The organism is Brevibacillus sp. AF8 (assembly GCF_021270385.1).
GTDB lineage: Bacteria > Bacillota > Bacilli > Brevibacillales > Brevibacillaceae > Brevibacillus.
Genome location: NZ_JAGQDN010000025.1, coordinates 21,881 through 39,506 on the forward strand (window position 1 = coordinate 21,881; position 17,626 = coordinate 39,506).

The window sequence follows — 17,626 nt, forward strand, 5'->3', positions numbered from 1 at the left end:
CCACGCTCTTCAAATTATTAAACTCGCAAGAAGCGACGTACGGACACCAAGCTTCCCCAAATCCCGATGAATGCACCAATCGCCAGCAAAGCCAACGCCACTTGATACACGAGCGGGAATAGCGGCAACAGTTTAAACAGTTGGGAAGCTTCAAAACTGGAGTGAATGGCATCCAGGAGGTAGTAATAGCCAACCATTAGCATAATGGTCGGAATCAATGCCCCTGCCACACCCATCATGAGCCCTTCCACAAAGAATGGCCAACGGATAAACCAGTTCGTGGCACCAACGAGCTTCATGATTTCAATCTCTCTGCGACGTGCCACAATTGTCAGCTTAATCGTGTTGGCAATCAAGAACATCGCTGTAAAACCAAGTCCAATAATAAAGGCAATCCCGACATTACGGACTGCTCCTGTCAAGGAAAACAGCTTTTCCACAGTGCCTTCCCCATAGGTTAGGCTTTTGACATACTGGATATTTTTAATTTGAGCGGCAACAGCAGCAGTGTCTTGCGGTTGCTTCGTTTTTACGGTAAACGCATCCGGAAGAGGGTTGCTTTCCTCCAATCCTTCGAACAAATACGCTTTTTCACCAAGGCTCTCTTTAAATTGCTTCAGCCCTTCGTCTTTCGGAACAAATGAAACAGACTCTACTTGCGGAAGTTTCTTGATGTTGTTCTCAACCTGTGTGATGTTTTCTTTTGTCGCCAGCAAGTCCATGAAGACCCGAATTTCTACTTGCTTTTCCACGGACTGCGCAAAGTAATTGACGTTCATCGCCAGAATGAGGAAAACGCCCAAGATAAAGAGGGTAATGGTCACGGCACTAATTGAAGCGAACGACATCCAGCCGTTCCGCCCGAGGTTTTTGACCCCTTCACGGACATGGCGCCCCAGCGTCCTAATCTTCATAACCATATTCCCCTCTCTGCTCATCACGGGCAATTTGGCCTGCTTCGATCGCAACCACCCGTTTTCTCATGGTGTTTACAATTTCCCTATTGTGGGTAGCCATAACGACTGTCGTTCCACGTTGATTAATTTCTTCAAACAGCTTCATGATTTCCCAAGAGGTCTCTGGGTCCAGGTTCCCCGTCGGTTCGTCCGCGATTATAATTCCCGGACTATTCACCAATGCGCGCGCCAAGGCAACACGTTGCTGCTCACCACCGGACAGCTCGTTTGGCAGCATTTTGGCTTTATGCTTGAGCTTTACGAGACCCAAAACATCCATCACGCGCGGCTTGATTTGTTTCGGATTGCTCTCGATTACTTCCATCGCAAATGCGACGTTTTCGAAAACGGTTAACGTCGGCAGCAGCTTGAAGTCTTGAAACACGACACCGATACTGCGACGGACTAATGGAATTTGGCGCTCTTTGATTCTGCTGACATTGAAGCCACCCAAAAAGATTTGTCCTTTCGTCGGCTTCTCTTCACGGTACATCAATTTGATAAACGTAGATTTACCCGCACCACTGGGGCCTACTACGTACACAAATTCACCTTTCTCAATCCGAATGTTGATACCTTTCAAAGCATTCGTTCCATTCGGGTATGTTTTCCATACATCGAACATTTCGATCAAGCCAATCACATCCTACTTCGTCAGATCCTTGTCTATGTATCTTGATCCTGAATTTTAAAGTAAAAATCGACAAAACCCCTCTACCCTCTAGCAACCGCTGCTATACCTTGTTGAAAAACAGCGTGATTTCCCATCTTATCCATTATACCACCACGATTCACGGATGGTATCCACTAAATCTCTCATTTCTTGTCGAAACAGCTTCGATTGTTAACAACTGTCACGAATTTGAGAGAAAATAAGACTGCACATTCCCAACTAGCATCATGGAAAACAGTTGGCTACAATGAGTGTGACAAGAGGGCATCATAAAAAAGGAGCTGGTTATAACGTGGAAAATTTTGTTTACCATAACCCGACACAGCTGATTTTTGGACGGGGTCAATTGGCCCAGCTCGAGGAAAAAGCAAGACAGCTAGGTCCCACTGTTCTTTTGGTATATGGTGGTGGCAGTATAAAGCGAACTGGTCTCTACGACAAAGTTATTTCTCTCCTGCAGTCTGCGGGCTGCCGCGTGCATGATTTGCCGGGGGTGGAGCCAAATCCACGTCTGAGTACCGTGAACAAAGGAATTGAATTATGCCGTCAAGAGGGCGTCAATTGGATACTTGCTGTAGGTGGTGGCAGTGTAATCGACGCGGCCAAAGCAGTCGCGATTGGTGTGCCTTACGAGGGAGATGTATGGGATTTTTATACGCGTAAAGCGGTCGCACAAGAGGCTTTGCCCCTCGGTACCGTACTGACACTTGCTGCTACTGGTTCTGAAATGAACCGGGGAAGTGTCGTCACCAATTGGGAGACACAAGAAAAGCATGGGGCTGGCACGACGTTTCCTGCGTTTTCGATTTTAGATCCAGAGCATACGTTCAGCGTGCCTCGAGACCAAACGATCTACGGAATCAGCGACATTTTGTCCCATGTATTCGAGCAGTACTTCACGCATACAACCGAAATTCCATTGCAAACACGTTTTGCCGAGTCGATCATGAAAACCGTCATCGAAAATGCAGAACGCGTCCTCGCCAATCCGGAAGACTACGATGCGCGGGCCAACATTATGTACTGCGGAACAATGGCATTGAACGGCACTCTCCCGGTTGGTGTCACAACAGATTGGGCAACCCACTCCATTGAGCATGCTGTGAGTGCTGTTTACGACATCCCGCATGGTGGCGGTCTGGCGATCATCTTCTCGAAATGGATGCGCTATGTGTACCGTGAAAACGTCGCTCGCTTTGTGCGGTTCGCGACAGAAGTATGGAATGTCGATCCTTCCGACAAGACAGACGATGAGATCGCTTTGGAAGGGATTGCCGCTACAGAAGCTTTCTTTGAGCGCATCGGTGCCCCTACTCGCTTGGCTGATTACGGTATCACCGACGAGCATTTGCAGCTCATGGCCGAAAAAGCTACTCCGTTTGGACCGATTGGTCAGTTTAAAACGTTGACGAGTGATGACGTGGCACAGATTCTTCGATTAAGTTTGTAAATCTAGTTTCATTTTTCGGTTTTAAAAATATATAAAGAAGCCTTAGTCCAGTATAAGACGGAACTAAGGCTTCTCTTATATTTTCTATGTTTATCACTATCTACTTGGATATTTTTCTTCTATTGAAGATATCACCCAATTTCTGGGATTTCGCTGATCCTGGTTAATTTTCTCTTTCTTAACATACGAAACTAATTTCATCTTAACAAAATTCCCATTTCCTTCTTCCCTCTGAAAAAGAATATATACCTCTGATAGATTTGATGTGGTCAACACCAATGGAACAAGATCACCTGGTTTTCGTACACTATTAAGCGCATTAGTTAAATCTTCGGAAAAATAGGTACTCTCCGGATCCTGCAGATTCATAGTTATATGATCGCTATCAAACCAATCAAATTTTTCAAGACCATCCATATTCAACGCGAAAGTATTGATTGCATTTTGCCAAGATTGCTCAAGCATATCATTAATTTCTTTGGATCGCTTGTCCCTCATATACGTCTTTTTTTCTTGTGTAATGAAAGTTTCTTCTGCGCTCAAAGAATTTACATGGATGAAAATTAATGACGTAACCGCAGCAAGAGTAATACATATAGAAAGAGTGAATATATTCCACCCTAATAATTTTTCCTTTTCCATATCTCTATTTCATAAAGTTTACCCTTTAGTAGTGGTCGTCTTTGTTTTTCCTGCTGCGTCCCAAATTTTGTGGTTAGACTTTGCAGTATATTTTCCTTTTCCGTAAGTTACATCAACTTGAGCTTCTGCCCATTCCCCTTCTCTTTCATCTACAGCACTATCTTGAAACTTACCATCTTTATAAATCTCTACATAGACCTTTGCCTTAACTGTATCGGAATTCCCTTCTGTTCTTCCTAGTGCACTCATATATTTGTCATCATATGTTGCTGATACTACCGTAAAAGTTTGACTCGATTTAAACCCTAAGGCAGCAAATGCAACTGAAGATACCGCAGTAACAGCAAATAGAGAGGCAGTAACTGTCAAAAACAATTTTCTTTTCATTTAATTCTCTCCTTTTTACATTTTTTACCTCAATTTATATTTTATATTATATTCCAATTATTGTAAAACCGTTATTTTCCAACACCACTCTATTACATATAATTCTCGCCTGTAAGACGACACAAAAAACCGTGCTCCCTTAAGGAGTGCGGCTTTCTTTTTACATCATCAGTTTTGATTCAGCCATTTTTTCCGAATTAGATCTCCGCATAACAGCACCAACGGTACAATGATGCTATAGGTAAAATCATAAAACGGCCAGTACTTCGCAATGATGTCCCCAAAGACGACAATATTGGGCGAGAAAATCGTAGACATCACCATGAGCAAAACGATGTACGGGAAGATTAGAACCTTGAAGTTGTCGATTCGAAAGACGTGGCGGATTCCCAAATGAAAAAACAGGCAGTACAGCGTAATTTTGACGCTCACCGCGATAAACCAGATCACCGCGATAATTGCCTCCAGCCGCTGAATGAAATCCCCGAGCTTCAGCTGTTTGATGAGAACATAGGTCGGATAAAAATGCCGCGCAGTCTGATCTGCCCCCAAAACAAGGATGCACATCACCATGATGATTAACAGCACAATTCCCCCTAGCAACGTCCCCAGAAAAAAAGCTCTCATCCGTTTTTGGATGGGCGAGACAAACGGAAGAACTGCCATAAAAATGACCAGCTCTGAAAAAGGAAAGGCGAATGCCGCAGTAGATCCCTGCAAAATAGGCTTCCACCCATTTTCAAAAACAGGTTGAATTCTCGACATTTCCGCCTGTGGCAGCAGGGTAATCATGAGTAACCCAAAAAAGAAAAAGAACCAGACAAAATAGATTTCTGCCGATTCTGCGACTGTTTGCAGTCCCAAACGCACACCAAACATAATCACAATGACAAACAATAGCTGTATCGCGAATCTTGGAGTCGAAACTAATAGATGCGTACCAACAAAGTCCCCAATCTCCATGACATGCGCCCCTGCTGAAAACAAGGTATAGCTAATAAACGAGAGTGTAATGATGGTTCCCAGTACTCTCCCGACAGTTTGATCAACGAAGGTGAAAAAGCTTTGATTCCGATACAGCTTCCCCACAGCTATGAGTAAGACAATATTGAGCAGTCCCACCAAAAGCCCGATCAGGACGGATATCCACGCATCCTGTTTAGCGAGTGCAGCCGTCATGCCAGGCAGGACGAGAACCGAGTCCCCAATGGTAACAAGGGTGACGAGCATCAATAGTTGACGGGGACTGATCTTATAGCTCTCTTGCATGATTGCTCCCTGCTCTCTTTAGGCCTTCGATCCTTTTGTACAATTATTTCCCCCATGATTCGGCGCTAAACACATAGGCATTTCATGCTACGATAAAGAAATATATGTAAATTCCGAATTGGACTGGAGGACTGCAACCATGTATAGAGTAAAAAAGCAGGATGTGATTTATGCCATGTCTCCTGAGAATCGGCCGGTCTTGAAGGTGGAAGCAGGCAGTACCGTAACGTTTGAAACCTGCGATTGCTTCGAGGACCAAATCCAATCGGCTGACACCGTGTTTCAAGAGCTTGATTGGAATCGGATCAACCCTGCTTCCGGCCCTATTTATATAGAAGGAACAGAACCAGGCGATATTTTGGTTGTTCATATTCAGAAAATTGAGATTAAAAATCAAGGCGTAATGGTTACTGGGCCAGAACTGGGTGTAATGGGATTCGCCCTGCAAGAAAATGTGATCAAAATGATACCGATACAAGATGGAAAAGCTGTCTTGTCAGACAAGCTTCAAGTTCCGATCAATCCCATGATTGGCGTAATTGGAACAGCTCCTGCCAAAGAAACCATTTCATGCGGTACGCCTGGCGATCACGGCGGCAACATGGACTGCAAGCAAATGCGGGAAGGTACTACATTGCTTTTACCCGTAAATGTTCCTGGCGCATTATTTGCCCTGGGTGACCTCCATGCTGCAATGGCTGACGGTGAAGTAGCTGTATGTGGTGTGGAAATCGCAGGGGAAGTAACCGTAAAGCTCGATGTGATAAAAGGAAAACAGTGGCCGTTACCGATGGCAGTCAACCAAGAGCACCTGATCACGATTGCGTCGGAAAAAGAGCTGGACAAGGCTGCGGATCGAGCGGTCATCAACATGGTACAATTTCTACACGAAGAGCTGGGCGTAGAAAAGGCCGAAGCCACCTTCCTGCTCTCCGCTGCGGGCGATTTGCGTATCTGTCAGGTCGTCGATCCCTTAAAGACAGCCCGCATGGAGCTGCCTCTTGCATACGCAACCGCAGTAGGCTTTGATTCGAAAATAGTCGGTAGATAAGGATAGAACGCAAAAAAACCCCAAAGCTTTGGGGTTTTTGTTCTTCATTCATGTACGTTTTTATGCAGGTGAACCGACATCGATCAAGGATTCGATCATGACCTTTTGACTGTTTTTGTCCACCCAAGCATGTGTTTCTACCAGTTGCTTGCGGTACCAATCTATTTGGACTTCTACCTGATTACGAGCGGTCCCACCCAGCACGTTGCGTGCATTGACGACGGTCTCAACAGCTAGAGCGTCATACACATCTGCCCCAATAGCCTCTGAGAAGCTCTGGAATTCTTCCAAGGTCAAATCGAGAAGATATTTTTGCTGCTCGATGCAGTACAAGACAGTTCTTCCTACGACTTCATGCGCCTGACGGAACGGCATGTCTTTGCGAACCAAGTAATCTGCCAAGTCTGTCGCATTGGAAAAATCGTTGGTAACTGCTTGACGCATGCGATCTGCTTTGACTTGCATCGTCTTCATCATCGGCGTGAGCAACGCTAGTGCACCATGAATGGTAGCTACCGTATCGAACATGCCTTCTTTATCTTCTTGCATGTCCTTATTGTAAGCCAGCGGCAATCCTTTCAATACGGTCAACAATCCAAACAGATTGCCGTAAACACGCCCTGTTTTTCCGCGAACCAGCTCTGCTACATCAGGATTTTTCTTTTGCGGCATGATACTGGACCCCGTGCAAAATGCATCGTCTAGCTCTACAAAGGAGAATTCCTGACTGCTCCAGATGACGAGTTCTTCGCACAGACGGGAAAGATGGGTCATGACCAAAGAAGCGTCTGCCAAAAATTCGACGATGAAATCGCGATCACTCACTGCATCCATGCTGTTTTGATAGATTCCGTCAAATTGCAGCAATTCCGCTACAAATGTGCGGTCGATCGGGAATGTCGTACCTGCGAGGGCACCTGCTCCAAGCGGCAGCACATTCACACGCTTCCAAGTCTCGGTCATCCGTTCGATATCGCGTTGCAGCATGGACACATACGCCATCAAGTGATAACCAAACAATACCGGTTGCGCACGTTGCAAATGTGTATACCCGGGCATGACGGTATCGAGATGCTGGCTGGCTTGCTCAAGCAATGCTTCTTGCAAATACATCGCCAATTGGATAATCTCCATCAGCTTTTCTCTGAGGTACAGGTGCATATCCAACGCAACCTGATCATTGCGGCTGCGGCCGGTGTGGAGTTTGCCCCCCACCGGACCGATCTCTTCAATCAGCATCTTTTCAATATTCATATGCACATCTTCGTGCGCAACGAGAAACTCAGCTTGCCCGCGCTCAATTTTCTCTTTTACTTTTTTCAAGCCAGCGATGATCTGTCTTACTTCCTCCATCGGCAGGATGCCGCACTTGCCCAACATGGCAACATGAGCCAGGCTTCCGACGATGTCCTGTCGCCACATTTTCTGGTCGAAAGAAATAGAAGCAGTATACTCTTCTACGAGTTGATTCGTCGGCTTCGTGAAGCGTCCTCCCCAGAGTTTCATTGCTTGATCGCATCCTTTTCATCCAAAATCTTAATGGCTGTGTTTTTATTTTCGTGCAGTACACCCTCGTTCACCTGTGCATATACCTTTGTAGGAAGACCCCACAGCTTGATGAAACCGAGTGCTGCTTTGTGGTCGAATTGGTCACCTGCATTGTAAGTCGCCAGCTCATGGCTGTAGAGAGACGATGCAGAGGTACGGCCTACAACAATCGCATGTCCTTTGTGCAGCTTCACGCGTACGACACCCGTTACGTGTTTTTGCGTTTCTTCAATAAATGCCTGGACAGCATTACGAATTGGCGAATACCAGAGACCCTCGTAAATCACTTGCGCCAGTTTTTGCTCGACAATCGGTTTGAATTGAGCGACCTCACGAGGTTGGGTCAAGAATTCCAGCTCACGGTGCGCCAAAATCAAAGTAGTCGCCGCCGGTGTCTCGTAAACTTCACGAGATTTGATGCCCACCAAACGGTTTTCCACATGGTCGATACGGCCTACACCATGATTTCCAGCAATTTTGTTCAGCTTGAGAATCAACTCAGCCAGTGGGAGCTCTTCGCCGTTCAATGCAGTTGGCTTCCCTTGTACGAAAGTGATTTCAATTTCTTCTGCTTCGTCTGGTGCATCCGTGATCGACTTCGTCAGATCGTATGCACCTTCTGGAGGAGCAGCCCAAGGATCTTCCAGAACACCGCACTCGCAGCTCCTGCCCCACAGATTTTGGTCAATGCTGTATGGATTGTCCAGATCGATTGGGATCGGGATATTGTTCTTTTTCGCATATTCGATCTCTTCGTCACGCGTCCAGCCCCATTCACGAACCGGCGCAACGATTTTGATATCCGGGTTCAGCGCTGTGAAGGAAACATCAAAGCGCACCTGGTCGTTTCCTTTTCCTGTGCAACCGTGCGCGACAGCTACCGCGCCTTCTTTTTCCGCGATTTCAACCAGCACGCGCGAAATCAGGTAACGCGACAGTGCAGACACCAATGGATATTTGCCTTCGTACATCGCGTTTGCCTTCAGGGCTGGCAATACGAATTCCTCTGCGAATGCATCTTTGGCATCCACTACGATTGATTTCAATGCCCCTACCTGCAATGCTTTTTTCTGTACGAAATCGAGGTCTTTCCCTTCCCCTACATCCAATGCAACTGCAATGACATCGTAGTTATACGTATCTTGCAACCATTTAATTGCTACCGATGTATCTAAACCGCCTGAATAGGCCAACACAATTTTTTCTTTTGCCATCATTCTCTCTCCCCGTTTCAAAGTTTCTCTTATGCGAGTAATTATACAAACGAACTAATAAAAATACAACTATTTTTCTTGTATATTTCTTGTGAATTCGCAGACAAAAACGGAGATGCAGAGAAATTATGCACTTCTCGTATAAAGCTTATCTTGTTTTTATGCATGCTCATCATCTGTTTATGCATAAACGTTTGCGTGATAAAAGGGAAACTTATCCAGGGTAGCGAATGAGTGAAAGGAGGAATTCCATAGGAGAAGGCTCTTGGAGGGATTATGAAAACAATTTATTTGGTCCGTCATTGTCAGGCTGCTGGCCAAGAACCCGATGCCCAGCTCACGGAAAAGGGAGAAGTACAAGCTCGGGAGCTTGCCACCTTCTTCGCAGGTTCCCCCGTTGATCGAATCATTTCGAGTCCGTATCATCGGGCGGTTGCCACCATCCAACCACTTGCACAGGAACGCGGAATCGTGATTGAAGAAGATACCCGTTTGGTCGAGCGCGTTCTTAGCGGAGTACCACGTGAGGATTGGTTCGAGCGACTGCGCGATACGTTCGATGATCTGACTCTTGAATTCGAAGGTGGCGAATCCAGTCTTACTGCTATAAATCGGGCAAATTCGTTGCTCACTGAGATTTTGGCAGACGAGCATAAAGATATTGTGCTTGTCAGCCACGGATGCCTGCTGGCCTTGCTCATGAAATCAATAGATGACCGCTTTGGCTTTCACGATTGGGAGAAATTAAGCAATCCAGATGTCTTCAAACTTACCTGCCATTTAGAATCCAGAGAGATCGTCCGCATATGGTCGTAAACGAATAAAAACAGTTACAAGGGGCAGCTCATCTGATTGCCTCCTGTAACTGTTTTTGTGGGATGGACTCTATTCCGATAATGCTCTGTAATTCTTCGCACGGCAGTCGCTGAACGATTCTGATAAAATGCTCCGCCAATATCGGATCAAATTGGGTACCAGAACCCCGTCTGATTTCTTGAAGCGCTTCCTCCACGGGCAATCCTTTTCGATAAGGCCTGTCCGCAACCATCGCATCGAAAGCATCAGAAATGGCTAAAATTCTCGCCATCAGCGGAATCTCATCCCCGGCTAAACCATCCGGATATCCCCTGCCATCTATACGCTCATGATGGGAGCGAATCGCAGGAAGCAATTCATTGAACATCCCTGCTTGCAAAATGATCTCGTAGCCAATGACCGTGTGCTGCTTGATCTTGTCATACTCTTCGGGAGTGAGCTTTCCTTTTTTATTAAGAATTTCGTCTTCGATACCGATTTTTCCAATGTCGTGCAGGATTCCCCCGATATAAACATCCTCCACTTTTCGTTCGGCCAAACCAATATCTCTCGCAATTTCTCTTCCCCAGTAAGCTACACGCTGAGAATGTCCACTTGTGTATCGATCTCGTGCGTCAATGGAAGCAGCCATCGTCGTTAAGAAGTTGTGATTGAATGATTTGACCTCTTCTACTTTTTGCTGAAGCCTTTGAAGATTGTCATAGTAATGATGAAATACGTAGCTGATCGTAATAAACGCAATCATCATAGGAATTAGTGTTAACGGACCATATAACTCTACTAATCGTGAACCTACCCCGGCAAGAATCAAAAGCAACAAGTAAGTCGAGGTAAAGCCTTTTGCCATCATCTTTACGGTTCGCGCCCAGGTCATTTGATGAAAATAGGAGATACCCAATCCACATAAAGTCAGGTTCACAAACCAATACACAACAGCCAAAAACAAATCGCTAATAATGGGAGAAACAGTTCCAAAGCCCTCGATCCAATCCTTCAAAAACGCTACTGTCCATATAGTCATTAACAATTGCCCAATGTTAATAATTGCTTTTAGCGGATTGAACCTTACCAGGAAAGCAATGATTAAAGATTCAATAACAGCAGCCCATACTCCGACCCAAACTCCGTACAACAAGATACCCGAAAAGATGACAGCATTGTTCACTGTTAAAATCGTATTAGATATACGCACGGGAGCAAAACAGGAAAAAATGGTCAGGAGGGTGTAGGTAGATATTACCCCCCAATGCTCACGAGCAGCCCATTCCGATGAAGATGTGTAAAAAATATAGATTGCTGCAATGACAAAGCCAACCTTGACAACAATCCCTTTTATCCAAACCGCAAAATCAGTTTTTTGTCGCATAACTTTTACCTTCGCGAAGTTGTAGTAATGAAATCGGTTTATTCATCAATCGCTGAACAAGTAAAAAGGCACCTAACATAATAAAAATATCGCCGATGCTAATAATCCGAGGAATGAAAGATGGCATGTAAATGACATCCGTCAAAAACGGAAAATTTGAACTTTCCGTCAATACACTATGCTTGAAATTCGTTCCGTTTATAACTGGCTCTAAATCATAAGGGAGCTTTGCTGCTTGAACTAAATCGATTGGCATTTTTCCATTGTTAGACCAAATTGCAATCGCATTCAGAAACCAGCCGATTAAAAAAATCCGCATATCTTCAAATTCTCGATTAAAAACGAGGAAGGCCAAAATAAACACATACGCGATCGATATGAAAATGCCACCGATCGTAGGGAAGAAGGCTGCACAAGCCTGCAGCAATATGGTAACGATAAGAAGTTTCTTTTGGTTGAACTTAGGTAATTCTTTGATTCTTCCCCCTCGCAGCAATGCTACGAGAAAAGATAGGGCAATTACATCCAATAGCATGTTGTTTCCTCCAAGCTTGAAGAAAAAACACCACTCAGCCAAGCGGTGTTTGTTTCTCCAATACGCTTATTTATCCAATATGGAAGTTTGCAGAAGTAGCTGCTACGATTGCTACCACCATCATAATTGCCGCGAACCATTTTTTCATTTTCTTTTCCCCCCTTTAGGCATAGTGGAGAAAGCTGGCTTCGCTACTGTCCGTGATGCAGAGGCCAAGCGACCAAGTACAGCCCCTGCTCCCCTTTCCTTTTCCATTACGAAAAAGGTTGGATTCGCTACTGGCTCCATACGGACCAAGCGACCAGATACAGTCCGTACTTCTTCGCTTCTTTCCTACCTTTATTTTACACATAAGTGACAAAATTCGGCAATCATAGATTCATAGTCTATTGGATTTAATTCCGGCTAGTTCTATTTAACTAGAACTATGTTCACACCAGCGCCGCCAAAATCGCCTTTTGTGCGTGCAATCTATTTTCAGCCTGATCAAAAATGACAGAGCGCGATCCTTCGATAACCCCGGTCGTCACTTCCTCCCCACGATGTGCAGGCAAGCAGTGCAAGAAGAGATAATCACGATCTGCCGCTGCTACCAATTTTTCATTCACTTGATAGTCGGCAAATGCTTTCAATCGTACCTCATTTTCTTCTTCAAAACCCATACTAGTCCAAACGTCCGTGTATACAGCATCTGCCCCCATGACAGCCTCTATCGGATCGGTGGTCACCATCATTTTTCCACCGCTTTGTTTCGCGTACCCCGTAGCTTTTGCGACAATGGTTGCATCCATTTCGTAGCCTACCGGAGTTGCTACCCGCACATCCAGACCTAGCAGAGCTGCGCCCAGCACCAGTGAATTCGCCACGTTGTTTCCGTCTCCTACATAAGCGAGCTTGACTCCTTTCAGCTTGCCTTTATGCTCCCAGATCGTCAGCAGATCAGCCAAAGCCTGACAAGGATGGTACAGATCGGTCAAGCCATTGATAATAGGAATCGACGCGTGCTCGGCAAGCTCTTCTACATAGGAGTGGGAAAAGGTGCGAATCATGATGGCATCCACGTACCGAGAGAGAACTTTTGCTGTGTCGCTGATCGGCTCCCCACGTCCGAGCTGGAGCTCTTTTCCGCTCATGAACATTCCCAAGCCGCCCAACTGATGCATCCCTACTTCAAAGGAGACGCGGGTGCGGGTTGAAGCCTTGTCAAAGATCATCCCCAACGTCTTGCCTTGCAAAGGCTGGAATGGCTGTCCCAGCTTTTGCAATTGCTTGACGTGAGCAGACAGATGGAGCAGCTCCATCAATTCTTCTCCATTGAATTCATCGACGCGCAAGAAATCTTTTCCTTTATGCTTTTGTAACGGCAAGTTTTGAAAGTGTTCCAATATCTTCACTGGCTGCATGCGAGCCACCTCTTTTCTTCATAATAGACTTCACGTATAACTCGAACGTATCGACAGCGGAGAACAATGGCACACCTTGTTGTACCATCCGGCTTCGCAGAGCAAATCCGGTCCGGCCATGACGATTGCCTTTCGTCGCAGTAACGAGTGCAAAGGCCGCTTGTTCCTCTTGCAACAGATCGATCCACGCTGCTTCATCTGCAACGATATGCTTCACGACAATTCCTTCGTTTTTCAGCCACTCGGCCGTTCCCGGAGTCGCCGCCAGATTGGCACCGTCAGCTTGTATTTGTCCGATTGACTCTCTCACGCCGCCCTGCTTATCTCCATCTGCCAAAGAAATCATGACCAACTGACCTTTTTGCCAGTCGCCGTACAAATTGTCTTTGAAAGCAAAGGCTTTGCCTGCAGCCTCTTCAAAAGAATGACCCAAGCCGAGAACTTCGCCCGTCGATTTCATCTCTGGACCTAGTACCGGGTCTACGCCGTTCAACTTGATCGTGGAGAAAACTGGCGCCTTGACGACGGCAAACGGAATCTCTGGCAAAAGCCCTGTACCGTAGCCCATCTCCGACAGCTTCTCACCCAATTGTGCACGAACCGCCAATTGAACCATCGGGATACCAGTCACTTTGCTCGTAATCGGTACTGTCCGTGAAGCACGAGGATTTACCTCCAGTACATAAACCGTTTCGCCATCAATGACGAACTGAATATTGATTAACCCGACCGCTTCCATTTCCTTCGCGATTGCTTCTGTATAGCTCGCGATTTTGTGCTTGATGTCATCCGTCAGCTGAGGAGCCGGGAACAAGGCTACACTGTCGCCTGAGTGGATGCCCGCTCTCTCCACATGCTGGAAGATCCCTGGGATGATGACAGAATGTCCGTCGCATACCGCATCTACTTCTGCTTCCTTGCCTGGAACGTATTTATCCACGAGGAGTGGGAAAAACATGCTCATGTCCGGATGGCTCAACCAGTCGTGAATGGTAGCCTGCAGCTCGTCGATATTGTGGACAACGACCATACCTTGCCCGCCGATGACATACGAAGGTCGCATCAAAACAGGGAAGCCGATTTCCTCCGCGATCGCGGTTGCATCCTCCAAGGACGATACTCCTTTTCCGGGAATATGCGGAATGTCCAGCTTGCGCAGCATGGCGTAGAACAGCTCGCGGTCCTCCGCGCGTTCAATGGCTGTAAGCGATGTCCCCATTACTTTCAGCCCCGCATGCTCCAGCTTGGCTGCCAAATTGATCGCGGTTTGACCACCGAACTGAACCATGACGCCCTCCACCTGTTCGCGCTCTGCGATATGGAGCACGTCTTCTACGTGAAGCGGTTCAAAATACAGATGGTCGGCTGTTTCATAGTCAGTGCTGACCGTCTCTGGGTTGTTGTTCACAACGACTGCCGCAATACCCCTTGCCTGAAGCGCTTTGGCTGCATGCACGGAGCAATAGTCAAACTCGATTCCTTGACCAATTCGAATGGGACCTGAGCCAAGGACCAGTACTTTGCGGCCAGACAGTGACTCAACCTCATCTACTCCTTGCCAATCCGAATAGTAGTAAGGGGTTTGGGCATCAAATTCTGCCGCACAAGTATCCACAATTTTATAAGTAGGCGTAATGCCAGATTCTTGACGAAGTGATTTGATTTCGGCAGGTGTAGCGCCAACCAGTGAAGCAATGGTTTCATCGGCAAACCCGCGACGCTTTGCTTCCAACAACAGCTCTGGGGTCAATGTTTTGCTATCGTGGCAAGACAGCTCTACTTCCAAGTCCACGATTTTACGCAAGCTCCGCAAGAAAAACGGATCGACACCAGTCAGATTATGCAGCTCACTTTCTGTAAAGCCTTTACGGATCGCCTCAGCAAAAACAAACAGTCTGATATCAGTCGCTTCTTGCAAGGAATGGGCAAGCTCCTCGCGCGTCCAGGATGCCAGCTCTGGTCGAGTCAAATGTGTGCAGCCCTGTTCCAGGGAGCGGACTGCCTTCAAAAGCCCTGCTTCCAGATTGCGAGCGATCGACATGACCTCGCCAGTCGCTTTCATTTGCGTCCCCAGCTTGCGGTCTGCCAGCGGGAATTTGTCAAACGGGAAGCGTGGGATTTTGACCACGATGTAGTCCAACGCTGGTTCAAAGCTAGCGTACGTATAGCCCGTGATTGGATTTAACACCTCATCCAGCCCGTAGCCCAATGCGAGTTTGGCGGCGATCCGCGCGATTGGATAGCCTGTCGCTTTGGAAGCCAACGCACTTGAACGGCTTACACGAGGATTTACCTCGATCAGCACATACCGATCGGAATTCGGATCGAGCGCAAATTGTATATTGCAACCGCCCACTACCCCAAGCGAACGAATCACTTTCGTTGATACGCTGCGCAGCATTTGGTACTGACGATCTGTCAGCGTCTGAGAAGGTGCAACGACAATACTGTCTCCCGTATGAATACCTACCGGGTCCAAATTTTCCATATTGCACACGATTATGCAGGTATCATTTGCGTCCCGCATGACCTCGTATTCGATTTCCTTCCAGCCTTTTACACTGCGCTCAATCAGTACCTGACCGATTGGACTAGCCGCAATACCACCTGCTGCAACCTTTCGCAAGGACGCTTCATCCCCCGCGATCCCGCCACCTGCTCCTCCGAGCGTATAAGCAGGGCGCACAATCACGGGATAGCCGATTGTATTCGCAAACTCGATGGCTGCTTCTACAGATTCGACTGTATCGCTCTCTGGGACAGGCTCTCCGATTTGTTGCATCAATTGCTTGAACAGCTCACGGTCTTCCCCGTTTTGAATGGCAGCCAACGGCGTACCCAACAGTTGGACGCTGTACTTTTCCAGCACCCCCGCTTCTGCCAGCGAAACAGCAAGATTAAGTCCCGTTTGGCCGCCTAACGTAGGCAAGAGACCATCGGGACGCTCTTTTGCGATAATAGCTGTCACGGATTCCACCGTGAGCGGCTCCAAATATACTTTGTCCGCTACTTGTTCGTCTGTCATGATCGTTGCCGGATTGTTATTCACCAGCACGACCTGCACGCCGGCTTCTTTTAGGGAAAGGCAAGCCTGTGCACCTGCATAATCAAACTCCGCTGCCTGCCCGATGACGATCGGACCAGAACCGATGACCAATACTTTATGAATGTTTGGCAATTTAGGCATATCTCTTCGCTCCTACTACGCGCATCGACTGCAAGAATTGGTGGAAAATGTGGGATGTATCACTCGGGCCCGGATGTGCCTCCGGATGGAACTGCACACTGAAAACAGGCAAACTAACGTGACGCATTCCTTCGACTGAACCGTCATTGACATTGCGGTAGGAAACCGTTAATTGACGTTTATCCAAAGACTCTTCCTTGACCACGTACCCGTGATTTTGTGAACTCATATATACTTTGCCAGTCATCAGATCCTTGACCGGATGATTGCTGCCGCGGTGACCGTATGCGAGCTTTTCTGTCTTGCCGCCGTACATCAGCGCCAATACTTGATGCCCCAAACAAATGCCCAACGTCGGGTACTGCTCCACGGCTTTGCGCCATTCACTGCAATACGCAAGCAAGTGCTCCGGATCGCCAGGCCCATTGGAAAACAACAAGCCGTCTGGTGCGAGAGCATTGATTTGAGCAAAACTCGTATCAAATGGAACGACTGTAACACGGCAGCCCTGCTGTAGAAGGGCATCCAAAATCGATTGCTTCATGCCGAGGTCAATCAAGACAACATGCTCGCCTGTTCCCGGATAACGCTCCACTTGTTGTCTGGATACGTTGGCAACTAATGATTTCTTGGCGTGCTTGTAGCGCAGTGACACCACTTCCTCTACCTGCATAGGCTGATCGGAAATGACACCGAATACGGTACCGTCTTGACGGACGCGCTTGGTAATCGTTCGCGTATCAATCCCTGCAAGGATCGGGAAGCCAAATGCTTCTGCGGCTTGGGCCAAAGTCATGTTTGATTCGTAATGGCTTGGCTCCGTGCATAGCTCGCTGACAATCATCCCTGTCAACGCTGGCTTGGCTGCCTCATAATCCTTTTCGTTGATCCCGTAGTTTCCGATCAAGGGATACGTGAAGGTAACAATTTGCCCAGCAAAAGAGGGATCTGTCATCACCTCTTGGTATCCCGTCATTCCTGTATGAAAAACCACTTCTCCGAATCCATTAATGGGGGCGCCATACAGCTTCCCTGTAAAAACCTCACCGCTCTCCAGCGTTAAATATCCTGTTCCTAACGATTGATTCTCTCTATCCATCTATGAAGCCACTCCTCTCCAATGGGCACC

General features: G+C 47.0%; 15 protein-coding genes and 1 riboswitch. Of the genes, 3 read left to right on the forward strand and 12 right to left on the reverse strand.

What is annotated here, in order from left to right; all coding sequences use genetic code 11:
• Window positions 1-17: 17 nt before the first annotated feature.
• Window positions 18-914: a permease-like cell division protein FtsX gene (gene ftsX / locus KB186_RS24485; RefSeq protein ID WP_047069723.1), complete on the reverse strand. Its 897-nt coding sequence runs from the start codon at window positions 912-914 to the stop codon at window positions 18-20.
• Window positions 904-1,590, reverse strand: a complete 687-nt coding sequence (ftsE, locus tag KB186_RS24490) for a cell division ATP-binding protein FtsE (protein ID WP_173612226.1) — start codon at window positions 1,588-1,590, stop codon at window positions 904-906. Before ftsE ends, ftsX begins: the two co-directional genes overlap by 11 nt.
• A gap of 331 nt (window positions 1,591-1,921) precedes the next feature.
• Between ftsE and KB186_RS24495 the strand changes: the two genes are divergently transcribed.
• Window positions 1,922-3,079: an iron-containing alcohol dehydrogenase gene (locus tag KB186_RS24495; RefSeq protein WP_232774561.1), complete on the forward strand. Its 1,158-nt coding sequence runs from the start codon at window positions 1,922-1,924 to the stop codon at window positions 3,077-3,079.
• A gap of 96 nt (window positions 3,080-3,175) precedes the next feature.
• Here the strand turns inward: KB186_RS24495 and KB186_RS24500 are convergent, their stop codons facing one another.
• The 3 genes from KB186_RS24500 to KB186_RS24510 all read right to left on the reverse strand — a co-directional run bounded on the left by KB186_RS24500 (window position 3,176) and on the right by KB186_RS24510 (window position 5,377).
• Entirely contained in the window at window positions 3,176-3,721 is a 546-nt protein-coding gene (locus KB186_RS24500; protein WP_232774562.1) for a hypothetical protein, read from the reverse strand.
• Window positions 3,722-3,739: 18 nt separating this feature from the next.
• Complete coding sequence (locus KB186_RS24505) at window positions 3,740-4,108, reverse strand: hypothetical protein (RefSeq protein ID WP_232774563.1); 369 nt, start codon at window positions 4,106-4,108, stop codon at window positions 3,740-3,742.
• Window positions 4,109-4,276: 168 nt separating this feature from the next.
• The gene (locus tag KB186_RS24510) at window positions 4,277-5,377 is read right to left on the reverse strand and encodes a GerAB/ArcD/ProY family transporter (RefSeq protein ID WP_232774564.1); all 1,101 of its coding nucleotides are present in this window, start codon (window positions 5,375-5,377) and stop codon (window positions 4,277-4,279) included.
• A 139-nt stretch (window positions 5,378-5,516) separates the two neighbouring features.
• Here KB186_RS24510 and KB186_RS24515 point away from each other — a divergent pair, with 139 nt between their 5' ends.
• Window positions 5,517-6,428, forward strand: a complete 912-nt coding sequence (locus KB186_RS24515) for an acetamidase/formamidase family protein (protein ID WP_173612223.1) — start codon at window positions 5,517-5,519, stop codon at window positions 6,426-6,428.
• Between the two features lie 60 nt (window positions 6,429-6,488).
• On the opposite strand, the gene argH is transcribed toward KB186_RS24515, so the two are convergent.
• Together argH and KB186_RS24525 are read right to left on the reverse strand one after the other, a co-directional pair.
• The gene (gene argH / locus KB186_RS24520; protein ID WP_221867391.1) at window positions 6,489-7,934 is read right to left on the reverse strand and encodes an argininosuccinate lyase; all 1,446 of its coding nucleotides are present in this window, start codon (window positions 7,932-7,934) and stop codon (window positions 6,489-6,491) included.
• Window positions 7,931-9,190 carry an argininosuccinate synthase gene (locus KB186_RS24525; RefSeq protein WP_056487125.1) on the reverse strand — a complete coding sequence of 420 codons (1,260 nt, stop codon included), beginning with the start codon at window positions 9,188-9,190 and terminating at the stop codon, window positions 7,931-7,933. The genes argH and KB186_RS24525 overlap by 4 nt, the downstream gene beginning before the upstream one ends.
• Before the next feature lie 276 nt (window positions 9,191-9,466).
• Here KB186_RS24525 and KB186_RS24530 point away from each other — a divergent pair, with 276 nt between their 5' ends.
• Complete coding sequence (locus tag KB186_RS24530) at window positions 9,467-10,006, forward strand: histidine phosphatase family protein (protein WP_173612221.1); 540 nt, start codon at window positions 9,467-9,469, stop codon at window positions 10,004-10,006.
• A 28-nt stretch (window positions 10,007-10,034) separates the two neighbouring features.
• On the opposite strand, the gene KB186_RS24535 is transcribed toward KB186_RS24530, so the two are convergent.
• From KB186_RS24535 to KB186_RS24555, 5 genes are all read right to left on the reverse strand, one after another.
• On the reverse strand, window positions 10,035-11,372 hold the full coding sequence (locus tag KB186_RS24535; protein ID WP_173612220.1) for an HD-GYP domain-containing protein: 1,338 nt from the start codon (window positions 11,370-11,372) through the stop codon (window positions 10,035-10,037).
• Entirely contained in the window at window positions 11,356-11,907 is a 552-nt protein-coding gene (locus KB186_RS24540) for a DUF5317 domain-containing protein (RefSeq protein ID WP_106785319.1), read from the reverse strand. The genes KB186_RS24535 and KB186_RS24540 overlap by 17 nt, the downstream gene beginning before the upstream one ends.
• Before the next feature lie 255 nt (window positions 11,908-12,162).
• A riboswitch (cyclic di-GMP riboswitch) is annotated at window positions 12,163-12,243 on the reverse strand.
• Window positions 12,244-12,338: 95 nt separating this feature from the next.
• Window positions 12,339-13,310 (reverse strand): ornithine carbamoyltransferase, encoded by a 972-nt coding sequence (gene argF / locus KB186_RS24545; protein WP_221867390.1) that lies wholly within the window; start codon window positions 13,308-13,310, stop codon window positions 12,339-12,341.
• Complete coding sequence (gene carB / locus KB186_RS24550) at window positions 13,255-16,497, reverse strand: carbamoyl-phosphate synthase (glutamine-hydrolyzing) large subunit (RefSeq protein WP_173612218.1); 3,243 nt, start codon at window positions 16,495-16,497, stop codon at window positions 13,255-13,257. Before carB ends, argF begins: the two co-directional genes overlap by 56 nt.
• Window positions 16,490-17,596 (reverse strand): carbamoyl phosphate synthase small subunit, encoded by a 1,107-nt coding sequence (locus KB186_RS24555; RefSeq protein ID WP_173612217.1) that lies wholly within the window; start codon window positions 17,594-17,596, stop codon window positions 16,490-16,492. Before KB186_RS24555 ends, carB begins: the two co-directional genes overlap by 8 nt.
• Window positions 17,597-17,626: the final 30 nt, after the last annotated feature.

What these genes read in the sequence shown, in the direction of transcription:
- KB186_RS24500 (WP_232774562.1), bottom strand. Translation starts at nt 3,721, where the DNA reads ATGGAAAAGGAAAAATTATTAGGGTGGAATATATTCACTCTTTCTATA.
- KB186_RS24540 (WP_106785319.1), bottom strand. Translation starts at nt 11,907, where the DNA reads ATGCTATTGGATGTAATTGCCCTATCTTTTCTCGTAGCATTGCTGCGA.
- KB186_RS24515 (WP_173612223.1), top strand. Translation starts at nt 5,517, where the DNA reads ATGTATAGAGTAAAAAAGCAGGATGTGATTTATGCCATGTCTCCTGAG.
- KB186_RS24555 (WP_173612217.1), bottom strand. Translation starts at nt 17,596, where the DNA reads ATGGATAGAGAGAATCAATCGTTAGGAACAGGATATTTAACGCTGGAG.
- KB186_RS24530 (WP_173612221.1), top strand. Translation starts at nt 9,467, where the DNA reads ATGAAAACAATTTATTTGGTCCGTCATTGTCAGGCTGCTGGCCAAGAA.
- argH (WP_221867391.1), bottom strand. Translation starts at nt 7,934, where the DNA reads ATGAAACTCTGGGGAGGACGCTTCACGAAGCCGACGAATCAACTCGTA.
- carB (WP_173612218.1), bottom strand. Translation starts at nt 16,497, where the DNA reads ATGCCTAAATTGCCAAACATTCATAAAGTATTGGTCATCGGTTCTGGT.
- argF (WP_221867390.1), bottom strand. Translation starts at nt 13,310, where the DNA reads ATGCAGCCAGTGAAGATATTGGAACACTTTCAAAACTTGCCGTTACAA.
- KB186_RS24525 (WP_056487125.1), bottom strand. Translation starts at nt 9,190, where the DNA reads ATGGCAAAAGAAAAAATTGTGTTGGCCTATTCAGGCGGTTTAGATACA.
- KB186_RS24535 (WP_173612220.1), bottom strand. Translation starts at nt 11,372, where the DNA reads ATGCGACAAAAAACTGATTTTGCGGTTTGGATAAAAGGGATTGTTGTC.
- ftsX (WP_047069723.1), bottom strand. Translation starts at nt 914, where the DNA reads ATGAAGATTAGGACGCTGGGGCGCCATGTCCGTGAAGGGGTCAAAAAC.
- KB186_RS24505 (WP_232774563.1), bottom strand. Translation starts at nt 4,108, where the DNA reads ATGAAAAGAAAATTGTTTTTGACAGTTACTGCCTCTCTATTTGCTGTT.
- KB186_RS24510 (WP_232774564.1), bottom strand. Translation starts at nt 5,377, where the DNA reads ATGCAAGAGAGCTATAAGATCAGTCCCCGTCAACTATTGATGCTCGTC.